The 17038-nt window shown below is 72.5% G+C and carries 18 protein-coding genes; 10 read left to right on the top strand and 8 right to left on the bottom strand.

The annotated features are described in order from the left end of the window. Positions 1-80: 80 nt before the first annotated feature. Entirely contained in the window at positions 81-317 is a 237-nt protein-coding gene (locus GC722_RS03250) for a hypothetical protein (protein ID WP_156607951.1), read from the bottom strand. 199 nt (positions 318-516) lie between these two features. On the opposite strand from GC722_RS03250, the gene GC722_RS03245 reads away from it, so the two are divergent. The 3 genes from GC722_RS03245 to GC722_RS03235 all read left to right on the top strand — a co-directional run bounded on the left by GC722_RS03245 (position 517) and on the right by GC722_RS03235 (position 2972). After that, positions 517-1524, top strand: a complete 1008-nt coding sequence (locus tag GC722_RS03245; RefSeq protein ID WP_156607949.1) for an aldo/keto reductase — start codon at positions 517-519, stop codon at positions 1522-1524. Positions 1525-1695: 171 nt separating this feature from the next. Beyond that, positions 1696-2562 carry a glycerophosphodiester phosphodiesterase gene (locus tag GC722_RS03240; RefSeq protein ID WP_197429736.1) on the top strand — a complete coding sequence of 289 codons (867 nt, stop codon included), beginning with the start codon at positions 1696-1698 and terminating at the stop codon, positions 2560-2562. Positions 2563-2798: 236 nt separating this feature from the next. Continuing rightward, positions 2799-2972 (top strand): CsbD family protein, encoded by a 174-nt coding sequence (locus GC722_RS03235; protein ID WP_156607947.1) that lies wholly within the window; start codon positions 2799-2801, stop codon positions 2970-2972. Positions 2973-3206: 234 nt separating this feature from the next. Here the strand turns inward: GC722_RS03235 and GC722_RS03230 are convergent, their stop codons facing one another. The 3 genes from GC722_RS03230 to GC722_RS03220 all read right to left on the bottom strand — a co-directional run bounded on the left by GC722_RS03230 (position 3207) and on the right by GC722_RS03220 (position 6027). Next, positions 3207-4211 carry an NAD(P)-dependent alcohol dehydrogenase gene (locus GC722_RS03230; RefSeq protein WP_156607945.1) on the bottom strand — a complete coding sequence of 335 codons (1005 nt, stop codon included), beginning with the start codon at positions 4209-4211 and terminating at the stop codon, positions 3207-3209. Next, a complete protein-coding gene (locus GC722_RS03225) occupies positions 4208-5140 on the bottom strand; it encodes a sugar phosphate isomerase/epimerase family protein (protein WP_197429735.1) in 933 nt (310 codons plus the stop codon). The genes GC722_RS03230 and GC722_RS03225 overlap by 4 nt, the downstream gene beginning before the upstream one ends. 98 nt (positions 5141-5238) lie before the next feature. After that, complete coding sequence (locus GC722_RS03220) at positions 5239-6027, bottom strand: HAD family hydrolase (protein WP_156607943.1); 789 nt, start codon at positions 6025-6027, stop codon at positions 5239-5241. 115 nt (positions 6028-6142) lie between these two features. Here GC722_RS03220 and GC722_RS03215 point away from each other — a divergent pair, with 115 nt between their 5' ends. Beyond that, entirely contained in the window at positions 6143-7078 is a 936-nt protein-coding gene (locus tag GC722_RS03215; protein WP_197429734.1) for a sugar-binding transcriptional regulator, read from the top strand. Positions 7079-7140: 62 nt separating this feature from the next. On the opposite strand, the gene GC722_RS03210 is transcribed toward GC722_RS03215, so the two are convergent. The 4 genes from GC722_RS03210 to GC722_RS03195 are packed head-to-tail and all read right to left on the bottom strand — an operon-like array spanning position 7141 to position 11177. After that, positions 7141-7884 carry a glycerophosphodiester phosphodiesterase gene (locus tag GC722_RS03210; RefSeq protein WP_156607939.1) on the bottom strand — a complete coding sequence of 248 codons (744 nt, stop codon included), beginning with the start codon at positions 7882-7884 and terminating at the stop codon, positions 7141-7143. A gap of 1 nt (position 7885) precedes the next feature. After that, positions 7886-9274, bottom strand: coding sequence for an ABC transporter substrate-binding protein (locus GC722_RS03205; RefSeq protein ID WP_156607937.1), 1389 nt, complete (start codon positions 9272-9274; stop codon positions 7886-7888). Positions 9275-9327: 53 nt separating this feature from the next. Continuing rightward, entirely contained in the window at positions 9328-10245 is a 918-nt protein-coding gene (locus GC722_RS03200; protein ID WP_156607936.1) for a carbohydrate ABC transporter permease, read from the bottom strand. Continuing rightward, positions 10245-11177 (bottom strand): carbohydrate ABC transporter permease, encoded by a 933-nt coding sequence (locus tag GC722_RS03195; protein WP_156607934.1) that lies wholly within the window; start codon positions 11175-11177, stop codon positions 10245-10247. Before GC722_RS03195 ends, GC722_RS03200 begins: the two co-directional genes overlap by 1 nt. Before the next feature lie 309 nt (positions 11178-11486). On the opposite strand from GC722_RS03195, the gene GC722_RS03190 reads away from it, so the two are divergent. The 6 genes from GC722_RS03190 (at position 11487) to GC722_RS03165 (ending at position 16909) form a co-directional block, all read left to right on the top strand. Further along, a complete protein-coding gene (locus tag GC722_RS03190; protein ID WP_231747381.1) occupies positions 11487-12215 on the top strand; it encodes an MgtC/SapB family protein in 729 nt (242 codons plus the stop codon). Positions 12216-12261: 46 nt separating this feature from the next. After that, entirely contained in the window at positions 12262-13803 is a 1542-nt protein-coding gene (locus tag GC722_RS03185; protein ID WP_156607930.1) for a mannitol dehydrogenase family protein, read from the top strand. A gap of 72 nt (positions 13804-13875) precedes the next feature. After that, positions 13876-14628, top strand: coding sequence for an MBL fold metallo-hydrolase (locus GC722_RS03180; RefSeq protein ID WP_156607928.1), 753 nt, complete (start codon positions 13876-13878; stop codon positions 14626-14628). A 102-nt stretch (positions 14629-14730) separates the two neighbouring features. Beyond that, positions 14731-15636, top strand: a complete 906-nt coding sequence (locus tag GC722_RS19125) for a Rieske 2Fe-2S domain-containing protein (protein WP_156607926.1) — start codon at positions 14731-14733, stop codon at positions 15634-15636. Positions 15637-15716: 80 nt separating this feature from the next. Then, on the top strand, positions 15717-16580 hold the full coding sequence (locus GC722_RS03170) for a manganese catalase family protein (RefSeq protein ID WP_197429733.1): 864 nt from the start codon (positions 15717-15719) through the stop codon (positions 16578-16580). Between the two features lie 86 nt (positions 16581-16666). After that, positions 16667-16909, top strand: a complete 243-nt coding sequence (locus GC722_RS03165; RefSeq protein WP_156607924.1) for an acyl carrier protein — start codon at positions 16667-16669, stop codon at positions 16907-16909. Positions 16910-17038: the final 129 nt, after the last annotated feature.

Genomic DNA, 17038 nt, shown 5'->3' with positions numbered 1-17038 from the left:
CCCCCAGCCGGGTGGCGACGTCCTTCATCGTCACCCCACCCACACCGGCACCTCCCAGGTCGTCCTGCCCTGGGCCGAGCCTAGCCGCGGGCCAGGGCACCGCAGGCGACGGTCGCGACCGGCAGGGCCGGGGACGGCTCCGGCTCCCGGTCCGCCGGCCGGGGCGCCGGCGCCGCGCCGGGTCGGACGGCCGCGAGCACGACCGCCCAGCTGGAGCGCTCGTCGCGCAGGGTCTCGTCCGGGGTCGTGGCGACCGCGTCGGGTCGCGCCGACCTCGGGAACCGGAGGGCCGGCTCGATGGTGTTCAGCAGGTACATGGACCTCTCCTTCCGCGTGCGTATCGTTACGCAAAACGATACGTGTATCGTTTTGCAGCCGCAAGAGGTTTCTTCGGTCGGCCGGCAGGCTCTCGGTGGTCGGCGGTCCGGGAACGCCCGCGACGGCCCGCCCGGCCGGCTGGCAGGCTGGCCCCCAGCGGTCGCCAGCCGGGCGACGGCCTACGGGAGGTGGACGCAGATGACCACGCAGCACGACGGCTGGACCGGGACCCGGCGACTCGGCCGCTCGGGGATCGAGGTGAGCGCGCTCGGGCTCGGGGGCTGGGCCATCGGCGGGGCGATGGCCTCCGGCGACCAGCCGCTCGGCTACACCGGCTCCGACGACGACGAGTCCCGCGCCGCGATCCGGCGGGGCGTCGAGCTCGGCGTCACGCTGTTCGACACCGCCGACGCCTACGGCGCCGGGCACAGCGAACGCCTGCTGGGCGAGGTGCTGGGCGACCACCCCGAGGTGCTGGTGGCCACCAAGTTCGGCAACGTCATCGACGAGTCCACCCGGCAGCTGACCGGCGTGGACGTCTCCCCCGGCTACGTCCGCCGGGCCGCGCAGGCGTCGCTGCGCCGGCTGCGCCGCGAGCGCATCGACCTCTACCAGCTGCACCACTCCGGGGTCAGCACCGCCGAGGCGGAGGACCTGGTGGCGGTGCTGGAGGACCTGGTCGCCGAGGGCTCGGTGGCCTGGTGGGGGGTCAGCACGGACGACCCCGAGATCGCGGGGCTCTTCGCCGACGCGCCGCACTGCACGGCCATGCAGATCGAGCTCAACGTGCTCGACGACAACCCGGCGATGCTCGCGCTGTGCGCCGAGCACGACCTGGCGGCGCTGTGCCGCTCGCCGCTGGCCATGGGCCTGCTGGGTGGTCGCTACACCGCCGAGAGCCGGCTCCCCGACGACGACGTCCGTGGCCGGCAGCCGGAGTGGTTGCGGTGGTTCACCGGCGGGCGTCCCGACCCGGGCTACCTGGCCGCGGTCGACACCGTGCGGGAGATCCTGACCGAGGACGGGCGCAGTCTGGCCCAGGGCGCCCTCGGCTGGATCTGGGCCCGGGACCCGCGGACCGTCCCGCTGCCCGGTTTCCGCACCCGCGGGCAGGTCGAGGACGACGTGGCGGCGCTGCAGCGCGGCCCGCTGACCGCGGAGCAGTACCAGCGCACCCGCTCCGCCCTGGACGCCGTCGGCAGGTGAGCCGGGCGGCGGCTCCCGCGCCGGCCGGGCCCGGGGGCCCGCGGGGTCGCCGAAGGTTGGGGCGGCGTTGGGGCCCGGCACGGACGGGCGTCACCGCCCGTTCACCGCCCGGCACTCGGATCGGGGGCAGCCGACCGCCTCCCCGGTGGTCCCCACTCCGCCGGAGGTCCCGTGCGTCGCTCCCCCTTCCCTGCCGCCCCGGCTGTCGAGGCGGACCTGCTCGCGCCGCCGGCCCCGGCGACGACCGGCGTGCTGACGGCCGCGAGGGCACCCGGCCGCGACGACGTCGCCGTCATCGCCCACCGCGGCTCGTCGGGCATCGCGCCGGAGAACACGCTGGCCGCCGTGCACGCGGCGGTCCGCCAGGGCGCGGACATGGTCGAGAACGACATCCACCGGACCGCGGACGGCGAGCTGGTGGTCGTGCACGACGCGACCCTGTCCCGCACCACCGACGTCGAGCAGGTCTTCCCCGACCGGGCCCCCTGGCGGGTCGGCGACCTGACCCTGGCCGAGATCAGGCGGCTGGACGCCGGGAGCTGGTTCGCCGAGGAGTTCGCCGGCGAGCGCGTCCCCACCCTGCAGGAGTGGCTGGACGCGGTGGGCACGCGCTCCGGCATGCTGCTGGAGGTCAAGGCGCCGGCGCTCTACCCCGGCATCGAGCACCAGCTCGACCAGGTGCTGCGGTCGCTGCCGCACCACGAGGAGTCCACCCGCGCGGGACGGATGGTGGTGCAGAGCTTCGACCACGGCTGGCTGCGCCGCTACGCCGAGCTGGCCCCCGAGATGACCGTCGGCGCGCTGTTCGCCGCTCGCCCGGGCGTCGAGGACATCGCCGCCGCCGCCGGCTGGGCCCACCAGGTGAACCCGGGCCTGGAGGTGCTCGACGAGGCCACCGTGACGGCCGTCCACGACCACGGCCTGGCGATCAACGTCTGGACCGTCGACGACGGCCGGGCGATGCGACGCGCCCGCGCCTGGGGCGTCGACGGGATCATCACCAACTACCCGCAGGTCCTGCTCGACCTGGGCACCTGACCGCCCGGGGAGGGCTCCAGCAGACCGCCCGGCGCACCCGCCCCGACACCGACGAACCGGATGTTCGTTATCTCGCCGCGAGCGGGGTAGGACGAGGGTGCAGCCTCGCGCTGCCCCGGTGAGCCCATCGGTCAAGAAGCGGCCGGTGGGCTCGCCACCCACCCCCCGTGCTTCGCACCGGTGGTTCACTGGAACCACGGAGCTCTCCGTCAGCGATTCCAACGAAGGGAGACACGATGGGTGCCGACGACAAGTTGAGGAACAAGGCCCAGGAGATGGGCGGCAAGGCCAAGGAGGCCGCGGGAGACGCCACCGGCGACCGCGACCTGCAGGCCGAGGGACAGGCGGACCAGACCGCGGGCGGCCTCAAGCAGGCCGGCGAGAAGGTCAAGGACGCCTTCAAGCCCTGACCACCACGGCCTGACACCACCGGGCCTTCGAGCCCTGACCAGCACGGCGCAGGGGCGGTGACCGCGGGCCACCGCCCCTGTCGCGTCCGCTGCAGCCGCCGGACCGTCTCCACCACCGCGCGCAGCCGCGCCTCGAACTCGGCCAGGACCAGGGTGAGCGGCACGACTCGCTGCAGCCCGCTCTCCTCCGCCGCCTCGCGGAAGGCCGCCGAGGCGATGGCGGTGCACCGGTCGTCAGACCTGCTGGGGGTAGATGATCGACTTCATGGACCGGGGGTCCCGGGAGCCGGTCTCCAGGGCGGTCGCGGTGTCCGCCAGGGGGAAGGAGTGGGTCTGCAGGTCGTCGACGACCACCCGGCCGGAGGCGATCAGCGCGATCCCCAGGGGCCAGGTGTCCTGGTAGCGGTTCACCAGCGCCAACGACACCTCTCTGCGGTTCAGGACCGAGAGCGGCAGCTCCACGGACTGCTTCGGCAGGCCCACCATGGCCGCTCGCCCTGCCTCCCGCAGCCGGTCCATGCCGGCCGCGAGGACCCCGGGAGCCCCGGCGCACTCGAGGAGCACGTCGAAGCGGCCCCGTCCGGGTTGGTCGGCCCTCTCGACCGTGAAGCCCAGCCCCTCCGCCAGCTGCAGGCGGAAGTCCGACACGTCGCTGATGGTGACGGAGCGCGCACCGAGGGCCCGTGCGGCCTGCGCGGCGAGCACTCCGACCGGACCCGCGCCGGTGACCAGGACGTCGTCGCCCGGTCGCAACGGCGCCCGCCGGCAGGCCCAGATGCCGACCGACAGCGGCTCCACCATGGCCGCCTGCTCGTAGGTCATGGTGTCGGGGATGGGGAAGAGGGTGCGGGCGTCGAGCTCCAGGTACTGCACGAGCGCGCCGTCGAACGGCGGGGTGGCCAGGAACTCCAGCTCGGGGCACAGGTGGTAGCGCCCGGCCATGCACTGCGCGCAGCCACGGCAGGGAGTGCCGGGCTCGATGGCCACCCGGGTCCCGACGGCGAGCCCGGTGACGCCGGCGCCGACCTCCACCACCTCACCGGCGGCCTCGTGACCGAGGACGATCTCCCCGTCGACGACCCAGTCGCCGATGCGGCCGTGGCGGTAGTAGGTGGTGTCGGATCCGCAGACACCGACGGCGTGGACCTTGACCACCGCCCTGCCAGGACCTGCCTGCGGCATCGGCCGGTCCTGCAGGGTGATCTGGCCCAGGGCGGTCATCACAGCGGCGGTGTTCATGGGGTCGTGTCCTCTCGTGCGGGGTCGGTGCCGGGTCGCGGGGGTCGGTGCAGGTCGAGCGTCTCGACGGCGCGCAGGCTGCTGCGGATGAACGTGCTGGCGTGGGCGCCGAGATCGGCGCCGTCGCGCCACAGGTTCCGCCAGATGCCGAGGGTGGCGGTGAGATCGGGGTCCACGACCGCCGAGGAGAACGACTCGAAGACGACCGGTCCCCGGTAGCCCACCAGCTGGAGGGCTCGGAAGAAGGACCCGAAGTCCACGGTCCCCGTGCCGAGGTAGCCACGGTGGCTCTCGCCGACGTGGACGTACTCCAGGCACCGCGCGGTCTCGAGGACCGGCGCGAACATGCCCGACTCCTCGATGTTCATGTGGTAGGTGTCGAGATGCACCCCGAGGTTGTCAGCGCCCACCTCCTCGACGTAGACGCGTCCCTGGGCAGCCGTGTTGAAGATGTTCGACTCGTAGCGGTTCACGATCTCCACCCCGAGCCGGATGCCGAGGGCGGCGGCGTACGTGGCCAGTCGGCGCATCGCCTCCTGACCGTTGCGCACCTCTCTCTCGGTGGCCGGCCGCTGGTGCTTCTTCATGGGGCCGTAGATGACCCCGACCAGGTGCGAGGCGCCCACCTCGTGCAGGACCTGGAGCACCGCCCTGAGGTGGTCCTCCCCGCGACGGACGGTCGCGGGGTCCTCGGAGCTGATGTCCACGTCGTCGGTCAGACCCAACGAGGCGGTCGTCGCCAGGTCGTACTCGGCGGCCAACCTCCGGGTGAGCTCCACGGGCCAGCTCTGCGGGTCGAAGACCGGCAGCTCGACGAGGTCGAAGCCGGCCTCCGCGGTGCCGCGGAAGGCCGTCCTGAGACCTGCCTCGTCGAAGCTGCCCGTCCAGACCGAGCCGTGGCATCCGATCGGTGACCTGGTGGTCGTCACGCTGTTCCTCTCCTACGTGGGTGGCGGTGGCAACGGCTTCGTCAGCCGCCCGACCCGGCGCGGCCCCGGTGCGGAGACCCGGGCGGACGTCGGCCGGGTCAGAGGCCGGGGCGATCGGCGCCGACGGCGGCCACGGTGAGCCGACGACCGCTGACGCGCACCCGCAGCGCCTCCAGCGAGTCGATGACGTGGTGGGCGCGCAGGGCGAGCTCGTCGTGGCGCTGGGTGCCGGTGACGCCGACGGCCAGGCAGCCGGCCGCCCGCGCGGACCGCAGTCCGGCGTGGGTGTCCTCCAGGGCGAGCACCGGGCCGCGGAGACCCCGCCGTCGCAGCTCTCGGAGCCCTCGGGCGAAGGGTTCCGGGGCCGGCTTGCCGGCTGCGACGTCGTCGCCGCTCACCACGAACGCGGGGCGGGGCAGTCCCGCGGCGCCGAACCGGGCACGCGCCACGGGCCCCGAGGCGGAGGTGACGATCCCCCACCTGTCCGCGGGGAGGGCCGTGAGGAACGCCCGCACGCCCGGCAGCGGGTCCAGCAGCTGCCCGTCGCGGGACTCGATCTCGTTCAGCCGCTGCACCGCCCGCGGGCGCTCCTGGGCAGGGATGTCGAGTGCGGCCACCACCGCCTCGGCGGTGCGACCGTGCAGACCCGCCCCGGGCACGGGGACGCCGTACTCACCGGCGAGCGCGCGCCACGCGTCCTCCACCGCCGGGACGGAGTCGACCAGCGTGCCGTCCATGTCGCACAGCACGCCGGCGATCTCGACCTGCCGACCCGCCGCGAGGTCGGCGGCCCAGGCCTCGTGCTCGTCGGTGCCGGGAGCGCCCGGGGCACCGTCGACCGGTCCTGCACCGCCCGTCGGGAAGGTGGGAGGGGTCGTGCTCGCCATGGGGGGTCTCCGTTCCGGGGCCGGCTGCCCGATGGCGGCAGCTGTCTCCCGTCGTCTCCGGGGTGTGGACGTCACGGTAGGACAAACCGCACATCCGTTGACCTACCATGCTCGTATGAGCAGACGGCTACCGATCGACCAGGTGGTTCTCCACACCTACGTCGCGATGCAGAACCTCGCCCACGGCCGGGCGGTCAACGACATCGCGGAGGAGATCGGGAAGTCCCGCTTCGCCACGGCGCGCATGGTCAGGAGGGCACGGGAGCTGGGGCTGATCGAGGTGACGGCCAAGGTCCCCGATCCGGTCGACGTCGACCTCTCCGCACGACTGGCCCAGCGTTACGGGCTGCGCTCGGCGCTCGTCGTGGCCACGCAGTCGACCAACGCGACCGAGGCCCGCGAGGCGATCGCCCGGATCACGGCCCGCTACATCCTCGACGACATCGAGGAGGACGACGTCGTCGGCTTCGCGCCGGGACGCACCCTGGTGCTCGCCTCCCGGCTGATCTCGCAGCTGCCCTCCGCCGACATCGTGCAGCTCACCGGCGTGGGAGCCCCGCGGCTGGAGGACGGGGTCGAGGTCATCTCCAACATCGGCCGCGCCAGCGGCGGCGCCACCTACCCCCTGTACGCGCCGGCGCTGCTCATGAAGGACCCCCGCGCGCACGTCCTGCTGCAGCACCCCTCCATCCAGCGGACGATGCGCCGCATGGACCACGTGGTGAAGACCTTCCTCACCATCGGTGGCTGGCCCGAGGCGTCACTGCTGGCCCGCCAGCTGACCGAGCTCGGGGAGCGCGAAGCCTTCGAGAACGAGGGGGTCGTCGCCGAGATCGGGACCATGCTGCTGGACATCGACGGCAACACCGTGCCCGGGCTGGAGGGGAGGTTCGTCGGCATCTCCGAGGAGTCGCTGCGCAGGGTGCCCGCCCGGGTGGGCATCGGCGGAGGTGCGGGCAAGGAGCGCGCACTCATCGCGACGCTCCGCTCAGGTATCTGCCACGTCGTGATCACCGACGCGCGCTGCGCCCGGGCGGCGCTGGCCGTGTGACGCCGTGCTCCCCCGGGTCGCCGCGGGCCGGTGCGGCCCGCGGCGACCCGTCGGAGGGCGGCTCAGCTCGCCGCGGTCCGCTCGCCGAGCACCTGCTGGAGCCACGACATCGCCTGGGCGGGGTCGTCGGAGGTGGTGCCGTCGGCGCCCAGCTCGACCGCCCGGCGGACGTCGTCCACCGTGCGGCAGGGCCACACGTGGACCTCGACGCCCAGGTCGTGGAGGGCGTCCACGACGTCCTGGGTGAGGTCCTGGAAGCCGCAGGCGAACCGGGTGGCGCGGGTGTGGTCCAGCAGGCCCCGCCAGCCGCCCTCGAAGCGCTCCGCATCGGCCAGCGCCTGGACGATGATGCACCGGCCGATCGTCGGCATCAGCTCGGCGGCGTGCCGCAGGGCGTCGGGGTGGAAGCTGGTCAGGATGGTCCGCCCCGCATCCGCCGGGTGCGCCGCGAAGTACCGGGCCAGCGCCGGCACCGTCGCGGGGTCCTTGATCTCCAGCTGGATGAAGGTGGTCGTCGCGGCGTACATCTCCGCGAGCGTCACGACGCCGCGACCGGAGTTCAGCACCACGGCCTGCAGCTGGGTCAGGGTCAGCTCGGCCGCGGGGCCCAGCCCGCGGGCCGCGTCGTCCCCGGCCGTCCGGTCCAAGGTGGCGTCGTGCAGCAGGAAGAGCTCCCCGTCCTTGCTGAGGCGCACGTCCAGCTCGATCTCGTCCACGCCGACCTCCTCGGCCAGGGCGTAGGACTGCAGGCTGTTCTCGGGCGCGTGGGCCATCGCACCGCGGTGGCCGACGATCAGCAACGTCATCTCAGCTCCCCACTCGTTGCTCGTAGAGCGGACGGATCTTCTCGACGGCCGGCTCCAGGTTGGCCTGCATCGTCGCCAGGGTCGGCTCCGGGTCGGCGCCCCCGGAGTACACCGCCTGGATGACGGTCTTGGCCTCCGGGACGCACTCGGGCACGTACCGGCGCACGACGTCCGGACCGCGGGCCACGTCGAGCTGGTCGATCGCGACGCGGAAGTTCGGGTTCTCCTCGGCGCGCTGCTGCACCTCGGCGGACTCCAGGGCGGCCTTGGTGGTCGGCATGTAGCCGGTACCGAGCGTCCACCGCACCGACGGCTCGCCCGTCGAGAGGAACTTGATGACCTCCCACGCCGCCTGCTTGCGCTCGTCGGAGGCGTACCGGAAGATCGACACCCCGCCGCCGCCGGTCGGGACACCGGTGGTCTGCTGGGTCGGTAGGAACCCGCAGCCGACCTCGAACTCGGCGGCGTCCAGGATGCCGCGCAGCGAGCCGGTGGACTCCAGCACGGTCGCCGCAGAGCCGGCGACGAAGTCCCCGGACGGGTCGCTCGACAGGTACCCGGCGCCGTCGTCGTGGATGAAGGCGCGGTCGAACTCGAGCGCCGCCACGGTGGCCTCGGAGGTGAGGAGCATGTCCAGGCCGTCGGAGTAGCCGCCCCCGAAGGCCCAGGACGACCCCTGGAAGTACCAGTCGTCGGCGCCGGTGTAGGCGCGCATGGCCACGTCGTTGCCGCCGGAGGAGTAGCCCTTCAGCTCCTTGGCCCACTCCCGGTACTCCTCGTACGTCTCCGGGGCGCGGTCGGGCAGGCCGACCTCGGCGAAGATGTCGCGGTTGTAGTAGAACAGCGGGGTCGAGCGGCCGAAGGGCAGCCAGAAGATGTCGTCCTTGACCGTCCCCTCGGCCAGGAACCGCTCGTGGAACGAGTCGGTGCCGAAGCTGTCGTCGAAGTAGCCGGTCAGGGGCTCGAGGGCGTCGTTGAGGTAGAAGCGGTTCCACACCACGTCGCTCAGCACGGAGATGTCGGGGACCTGCTTCGCCTGCAGGCTGGCCGCGAGCTTGGCCTCCACGTTGTCGTAGCCCTCGAAGATCTGGATCTCGCAGAAGATGTCGCTCTGGGCCTCGTGGAAGGCGTCGATGTTCTCCTGCAGCACCTTGGCGTTGTTCGAGGTCCAGTTGCTCCACAGCACGACCCGCTGCCGGTCCTGGAACTCCGCGGGCACGTCGCCGCTGGGCTGCTCGTAGACCGTGTCGGATCCCGCTCCGCCGCCGAAGCAGCCGGCCAGCAGCGGCACGGTGGCCGTGACGGCCCCGGCGGTGAGCACCTGCCGCCGGGTGAGACCGGTCGCCAGGCGACCGGCGTGGCCTCGTCGTGGCGATCTGGGGATGGGCATGGTTCTCCTTCGATTTCGGTGGTCCGGATGGCGGGTGGAGGGGTCCGGCGGTGTCAGCGCCCGCTGCCGGCGGCGGCACCGGTCAGCCCGGTGACGATGTAGCGCTGGGCGAGGAGGAAGACGAGCAGCATGGGCAGGACGACGATGAGCGTCCCCGACATGAGCACGCCCCAGGAGGTCATGCCGTCGTTCGCCTTCAGGTACATCAGGCCGACGGGCAGGGTCCGCATGTTGACGGAGTTGGTGATGATGAGCGGCCACACGAAGCTGTTCCACTCGTCGATCACCGCGACCAGGGCGACGGTCGCCACGGCGGGGACCGACATCGGCAGCACCATCGAGACCAGCTTGCGGAGGTGGCCGGCGCCGTCGACCTCCGCGGCCTCGAAGACCTCCTTCGGCAGCGACATGAAGTGCTGACGCAGCAGGAAGGTGCCGAAGGCCGACCCGACCCCGGGGAGGATGAGCCCGGCGTAGGTGTTGATCAGGCCCATGTTGCCGATGGTGATGTAGTTGACCAGCAGCGTGACGTGGCCGGGCACCATGAGGGCGCCCAGCATCACCAGGAACAGGATCTTCTTGCCGGGGAAGGGCAGGAACGCGAAGGCGTAGGCGGTGAACACGGCGAGCAGGACCTTGCCGATCGACCCCACGACGGTGACGACCACCGAGTTGGCGATGAAGGCGTCGAAGGGGGCCAGCTGCCACGCCGTGCGCAGGTTGTCCCAGGTGAGCTCGGTGGGCAGGAGCTTGGGGGGCCAGACGTAGATCTCGGAGTTGGTCTTGAACGCCGTCGTCACCAGCAGGTAGAGCGGGATGACGAAGACGAGCGCGGCGGCGACGAGCAGCAGGAAGCCCCACCAGTGGCGGCGCAGCGCACGGACGCCGCGGGAGCGTCGGGGCGCCGGCTGCGGCCCCTGCGTGCCGTCCGGGTCCTGCAGGTGCGCGGGCGGGATCGTCGCGGCAGTCATCAGTAGTGCACCTTCTTCTCGACGAACCGGAACTGCAGCACGGTGATCACCATCAGGATCACGAACATGACCGTCCCGGCTGCTGCGGAGTAGCCCACGTTGGAGCGGGCGAAGGCCTGGTCGTAGATGAGCCAGCTGAGCGTCGTGGTGGCGCCGGCGGGCCCGCCGCCGGTCATGATGGCGATGACGTCGAAGGCCTGGAACGCGCCGATCGTCTGCGTGATGACCAGGAAGAAGGTGGTCGGGGAGAGCAGCGGCAGGACGACCCGGGTGAAGGTCCGCCAGCGGTTCGCACCGTCGATCCGCGCCGCCTCGAGCACCTCCGACGGGAGCCCCTGCATGCCCGCGAGGTAGACGATGGAGACGAAGCCAACCCCCTTCCAGATCGAGACGACGAGCAGGGCCGGGAGAGCCCACTCCGCGTCGGTCGTCCAGGCCGGCGAGCTCATGCCCACGAGGTCGAACGCGACCCGGGCCAGTCCGTAGTTGGGGTCGAAGATGAACAGCCACACCGCCGCGATCGCGGCTCCGGAGACGACGTGGGGCGTGAAGACGATGCCGGTGACGACCGTGGTCCCGGGGACCTTCATCGAGAAGAGGGCAGCCAGCGCCACGCCGAGCACGAGGCTGACCCCGACGACCACGACCACCCAGGTGAGGGTCGTCGCCATGACGTCGAGGAACATCGCCGAGGTGAGCAACCGGGTGTAGTTGGCCAGCCCGACGAAGATCGGCTCCGGGGCGATGAAGTCCCAGCTGGTGAGGCTGAGGTACAGGTTGGCGAGCACGGGCCAGTAGGCGAAGACCGCGATCAGGGCGAGGTTGGGGAAGGCGAACAGCGCGAAGAGGGCGGCGCCCCGGCGCTGGCGACGCCGCAGCGCCGAGCGTCTGCGAGCAGACGGGGCCGGAGGGGCGGCGTCGACTGTGGTCATCCTCGGTATCCCTTCTGCCCCGTGCTCCGTCGCGGTCGGGCGTCCAACCCGGGAGAGGCTAGGGGTTCCGTGGCAGCGGGGCGACCGGGCGCTCATTTGAGCACGGCCTGTCCACATCGGAGCAGGATGGTGCATCGTTGAGCGGCCGCCACCGGGCCGCTCCGCGACGCTCGTGAGATGGCGGGGCCCGTCACCCAGGACGGCAGACCGACCCGGGCAGCCCGTCCGGCACCGTCCGCGCCGCGCAGCGGTGGCCGCCGCGAGCAGCGTATGTCCGGGTCCTGCCGAAGATCTACGGAGGTACCACCCTTGGAGCCCCTCGTCGGGATCCTGACCCGCACCAGCCTGATCGAGCTCGAGCTCCTGCTGGCGACCTTCGTGCTGTGCTCCCTCGTCGGCATCGAGCGCCAGCTCCGTCACAAGGCGGCCGGGTACCGCACCCACGTCCTGGTCGGCCTCGGCTCCTGCGCCTTCACGCTGGTCTCCGCCTACGGCTTCTCCGCCGTCCTCGGCAGCGACGTCAACCTGGACCCCTCCCGGATCGCCGCCCAGATCGTGTCCGGGATCGGGTTCCTCGGAGCAGGGGTGATCTTCAAGGGCCGCAGCGTCGTCCGCGGGCTGACCACCGCGGCCACGGTGTGGGTCGCCGCGGCGGTGGGCATGGCCTGCGGGTCGGGGATGCTCTCGCTGGCCGTCGCGCTGACCGTCCTCCACCTCGTCACGCTGTTCGTCGTGGCCCCGCTGGTCCGCAAGCTCCCCGACCCGGACCGCAAGCGTCTGCTCCGGGTGACCTACGCCGACGGCGCCGGTGTGCTGCGAGAGGTGCTCTCCGTCGCCACGTCGTGCGGGTTCACCAGCTCGATCGAGCGGAGCCGACGCTCGACGGTCGGCGACCGGACGGTGGTGATCATGGACATCCGGTTCCACGGCCGGCCGCCCGTCCGCGACCTCATCCCCCAGCTGGTGGAGCTGCCGGGCGTGGACCGCGTGGCTCTGCGCCACCTCTCGGACCTCGACGAGGACGAAGAACATGCCTGACCGGGGCCCCGGGACCAGACAGCAGGACGATCAGAAGGGCCATCCCATGCCACCGACCCGTCACGAACCCGCCCCCACCCGGACGGTGCCGCTGCGTGCCTCGACCCTGGACGCCCTGCCCGCCGAGGTCCTGCGGCCCCGATACGACCGGAGCCGGGTGCGCACCGGCATCGTCCACCTGGGTCTCGGCAACTTCCACCGCGCCCACCAGGCGATGTACCTCGACGCGTTGATGGAGCAGGGTCTGGCGATGGAGTGGGGGATCTGCGGTGTGGGGCTGATGCCGCGGGACGCCGCCATGCGCGACGCCCTGAGGCGCACCGACGGGCTGTACACCCTGGTCCTCAAGCACCCCGACGGCACGCTCGAGCCGCGGGTGGTCGGCTCGGTCGTGGACTACCTGTACGCCCCCGACGACCCCCAGCGGGTGGTCGACCGGCTGGCAGACCCCGCCGTGCGCATCGTCAGCCTCACCGTCACCGAGGGTGGCTACAACCTGGACCCGGCGACCGGTGAGTTCGACCTGGGCGCTGCCGCCGTCAGGGCCGACCTCAGCGGGACGCAGCCGCCGGCCACCATCTTCGGCCTGGTGAGCGCCGCCCTGGACCTGCGCCGTCAGCGCGGCATCCAGCCCTTCACCGTGATGAGCTGCGACAACATCCCGCACAACGGGGACGTCGCCCGCCGGGCCTTCGGCGCCTTCGCGCGCGCTGTCGATCCCGCCCTCGGCGACTGGGTGCTCGAGCACGTCGCCTTCCCCAGCTGCATGGTGGACCGGATCACCCCGGTCACCACCGACGACGACCGCGCCGAGGTGCTGCACCGGTGGGGCGTCGAGGATCCCTGGCCGGTGGTGGCCGAGCCGTTCACCCAGTGGGTCCTCGAGGACCACTTCCCGCTCGGCCGTCCCGAGCTCGACCGGGTCGGCGTCCAGCTGGTCGCGGACGTCACCCCGTACGAGCTGATGAAGCTGCGGCTGCTGAACGCCTCGCACCAGGCCCTGTGCTACTTCGGCTACCTGGCCGGCTACCGGCTGGTGCACGAGGCGTGCCAGGACCCGCTCTTCGCCGACTTCCTGCTGGCGTACATGAGCGAGGAGGCCACGCCGACGCTGCCGCCCGTCCCCGGTGTCGACCTGCCCGCCTATCGCGCGACGCTGGTCGAGCGGTTCTCCAACCCCCACGTCAAGGACACCGTGGCGCGGCTGTGCGCGGAGTCCTCCGACCGGATCCCGACGTGGTTGGTCCCGGTGATCCGCGAGAACCTCGCGGCCGGAGGGCCGGTCGAGCTCTCGGCGGCGGTGGTGGCCTCCTGGGCCCGGTACGCCGAGGGCACCGACGAGCAGGGTGAGCCGATCATCGTGGTCGACCAGCTCGCGGAGCAGCTGGTGCCCCTGGCCCGCGCCCAGGTGCACGGCGACGACCCGGACGTCTTCGTGCGCGACGAGCGGCTCTTCGGCGACCTGGCCTCGTCCGAGCGCTTCCTCGCCGCCTATCGGAGGACCCTGGCCTCGCTGCACCAGCGGGGCGCCCGCGCCACCCTGGAGTCGCTCGTCGAGGGGACGTCCCGCCGGACCCACCGGCGGTGAGGGGTCCCGTGCCGCGCGGGGAGTGCCTCCCCCGCCGCGGGGTAGTGCCCCGGTGACGGCGGGAGGACGACGATGCGCGACGAGACGCGGGTGTGGGAGGTGGCCGAGGACGTCCTGTGCGTCTCCGACCACGGGGTGAACAGCTACCTGGTGCGCGACGGCGGCGAGGTCACCGTGGTGGACGCGGGTCTGCCGGCGGCGTGGGAGCCGCTGCAGGACGCGCTGCGCCGGCTCGGCCGGTCGGTCGAGCGCGCCGCGGCCCTCGTGCTGACCCACGCCCACTTCGACCACATCGGCACGGCGCGGCGCTTCGTCGAGGCGGGCGTCCCGGTCTACCTGCACGCCGACGACCACGCCCTGGCCGCCCACCCCTACCGCTACGGCCACGAACGGTCCCGGTGGCTCTACCCGCTGCAGCACCCGAGGGCGCTGCCCGTGCTGACGAGCATGGTGCGTGGTGGGGCGCTGCGGGTCCCGCCGGTGCAGGGCTGCCGTGCCATGGTCGACGGGGAGGAGCTCCCCGTGCCCGGCGGGCTGCAGGTCCTCGCCACGCCGGGGCACACCTGGGGGCACTGCAGCCTGCTGCTGCCCGGCCGCGACGCGGTTCTCAGCGGGGACGCGCTGGTCACCCTCGACCCCTACACCGCGCGCACCGGCCCCTGCCTGGTGGCCGGCGCCGCCACCGCCTCCTCCTCCCGGGCCGGCGCCTCGCTGGCCCGGCTGCGCGGGTGCGGGGCGAAGAACGTGCTGCCGGGGCACGGCCGGCCCTGGCACGACGGCGTCGCCGACGCGGTCGACCTGGCGCTCGCCCGCCCGCAGCAGTAGCCCTCCGGCTCCGGGACGCGACCGGAGGGATGGGTCGGCGGAGGCGGGGTAGGGAAGGCACGAGGTCGTGGTGACCTCGCGCGCCCCGAGGAAGGAAGCACCGTGCCCCGTTCGCAGCCCACGCCGTCGGCCCTGATCGCCCGCGTGCTCGACCGCGTCGTCAACGCCGTGGAGGAGGCGGAGTGGCTCGACGGCCCCGCCGACCAGCTGGCCGCCGTCGTCAGCAAGGTGTCCGAGCAGCGGTGGGCACGCGACCTCCTCAGCGGCACCTTCCTCGGCCACCCGCTGCACCCGCTCGCCGTCACCGTGCCGATCGGCGCCTGGAGCACCGCGGCCGTGCTCGACGTGCTGCACCTGCGCGCGGGAGCCCGGGCGGCCGTCGGGGTCGGGGTGCTCACCGCACCCGTCGCCGTCGTCAGCGGTCTGTCGGACTGGGCCAGCACCACCGGCGCCAGCCGCCGCGTCGGTCTGGCCCACGCGGCCATGAACGCCGGCGCGCTCAGCCTCTACACCACCAGCTACCTGGTCCGGCGGATCGGGATGCACCGCACCGGCTTCCTGCTGACGCTGCCCGCGATGGGCCTGCTCGGGCTCTCCGGGTGGTTCGGCGGGCACCTCATCTACGCCCGCGGCGTCGGCGTGGACGTCACCGTCTTCGAGGAGCGCGAGCAGGAGCTGCAGGACGTGGCGGCCGAGGCCGACGTCCAGGAGGGCGAGCTGACGGTGGTGGACGTCGGCGGTCAGCCGGTGCTGCTCACCCGCCACCCCGACGGGCACGTCGTGGCCATGTCGGACCGCTGCACCCACCGGGGCGGCCCGCTGCACGAGGGCAGCATCCAGGACGGCGCGATCCAGTGCCCGTGNCCCCGCCACCCGCCCGCAGCCGCTGCACCGGGTCGAGGTGGCCGACGGCCGCGTCCGGGTCGGCGGTCCGCGACGTCCCTGACCGGGGTGAGGCAGACGAAGCCCGGACCTCCTCCGACGTTCCGCGGCGGCGTTACCGGGTAGTAGCCACAGCGGTAAGGGCGTGCCAGCACGAACTCGACCGGTCGTGGTGGTTCGTCACCATCGACGAGAGGACATCGACTGTGTTCACACACCAGAAGGCGCTCCAGTTCCACGCCACCCCCGACGGCCCGGACCCCGCCTTCGCCCGACGCCTGCAGGAGGTCCTGGGCGGCAAGTGGGGGGAGATGACCGTGGCGATGCAGTACCTGTACCAGGGCTGGAACACGCGGCTGCCGGGCAAGTACCGCGACATGCTGATGGCGATCGGCACCGAGGAGCTCAGCCACGTCGAGATGATCACCAACATGATCGACCGGCTGCTGGACAAGGCCCCGCCGATGGCGGCCGACGACAGCGCCCGCAACACCACCACGGCGGAGTACGCCCACCACAACCCGCAGCACACCATCGTCAACGGCGGCGGCGCCTACCCCGCCGACAGCAACGGGGTGCCGTGGAGCGGTGCGTTCATCACCGCCAGCGGGAACCTGATGGCCGACTTCCACCTCAACGCCACCGCCGAGATGCAGGGCCGCCTGCAGGTGGCGCGGCTGTTCCACATGACCGACGACCCGGGCGTCAAGCAGATGATCCGGTTCCTGATCACCCGCGACCACATGCACCAGATGCAGTGGCTGGCCGCGATCCAGGAGCTCGAGGAGGACGGCCTCGGCGGGCTGCCCGTGCCCGAGGCCTTCCCGCTGGAGGAGGAGTTCGACGAGTTCAGCCGCACCTTCATCCAGGCCAGCGACGGCGAGCAGGCCACCGAGGGCCGCTGGGCCCACGGCGCCGCCCCGGACGGCCGCGGCGACTTCCGCTCGGCCGTGATCGCGGCCACCGGCGAGACCCCCGAGCCCCCGCCCGGCGACCCCCGCCTCTACGGCACCGGCGTGCTCGAGGAGACCAAGGGCTTGGTCGAGAAGGCGAAGGACGCCCTGAAGTGAGGTGTCGGCTGCCCGCTCCCGGGTAGCCGACCAGCAGGAGACGCCGCACGTCCGTGCGACGCCGCAACGACACCAGAGGAGATGCCATGGCCACCGGTGAGACCGGCTTCGACGACGTCACCTACGACCTCGTCTCGGTCCAGTACCACGCCCTCAAGGCAGGGCACGACTACGGCCAGTACGTGCGGGACGCCCGCAACGCCGGCCAGGAGGAGATCGCCGCGTTCTTCGAGCAGGTGATGGCCGAGGACTCCGCGCGCGCGCACCGCTGCCACGAGTTCCTCGTCCAGCTCGGCGGCACCGACAACACCAGCCCCCAGGACGGCTGACGCCGCAGGACCGCCGAACACCCGCACACGGTCGTGCCCCGTCCCCGGTGGACGGGGCACGGCCGTGTCCGGGCCCGGGGCTACGCTCAGCCGGTTGGGCGGGTGACCGCCCCCGCACTTCCCGAAAGG

It is taken from the genome of Auraticoccus cholistanensis (assembly GCF_009742705.1).
In the GTDB taxonomy this organism is placed as follows: domain Bacteria; phylum Actinomycetota; class Actinomycetes; order Propionibacteriales; family Propionibacteriaceae; genus Auraticoccus; species Auraticoccus cholistanensis.
Note: the sequence above shows the minus strand (reverse complement) of the source record. Positions and strands in the feature narration are given on the sequence as shown.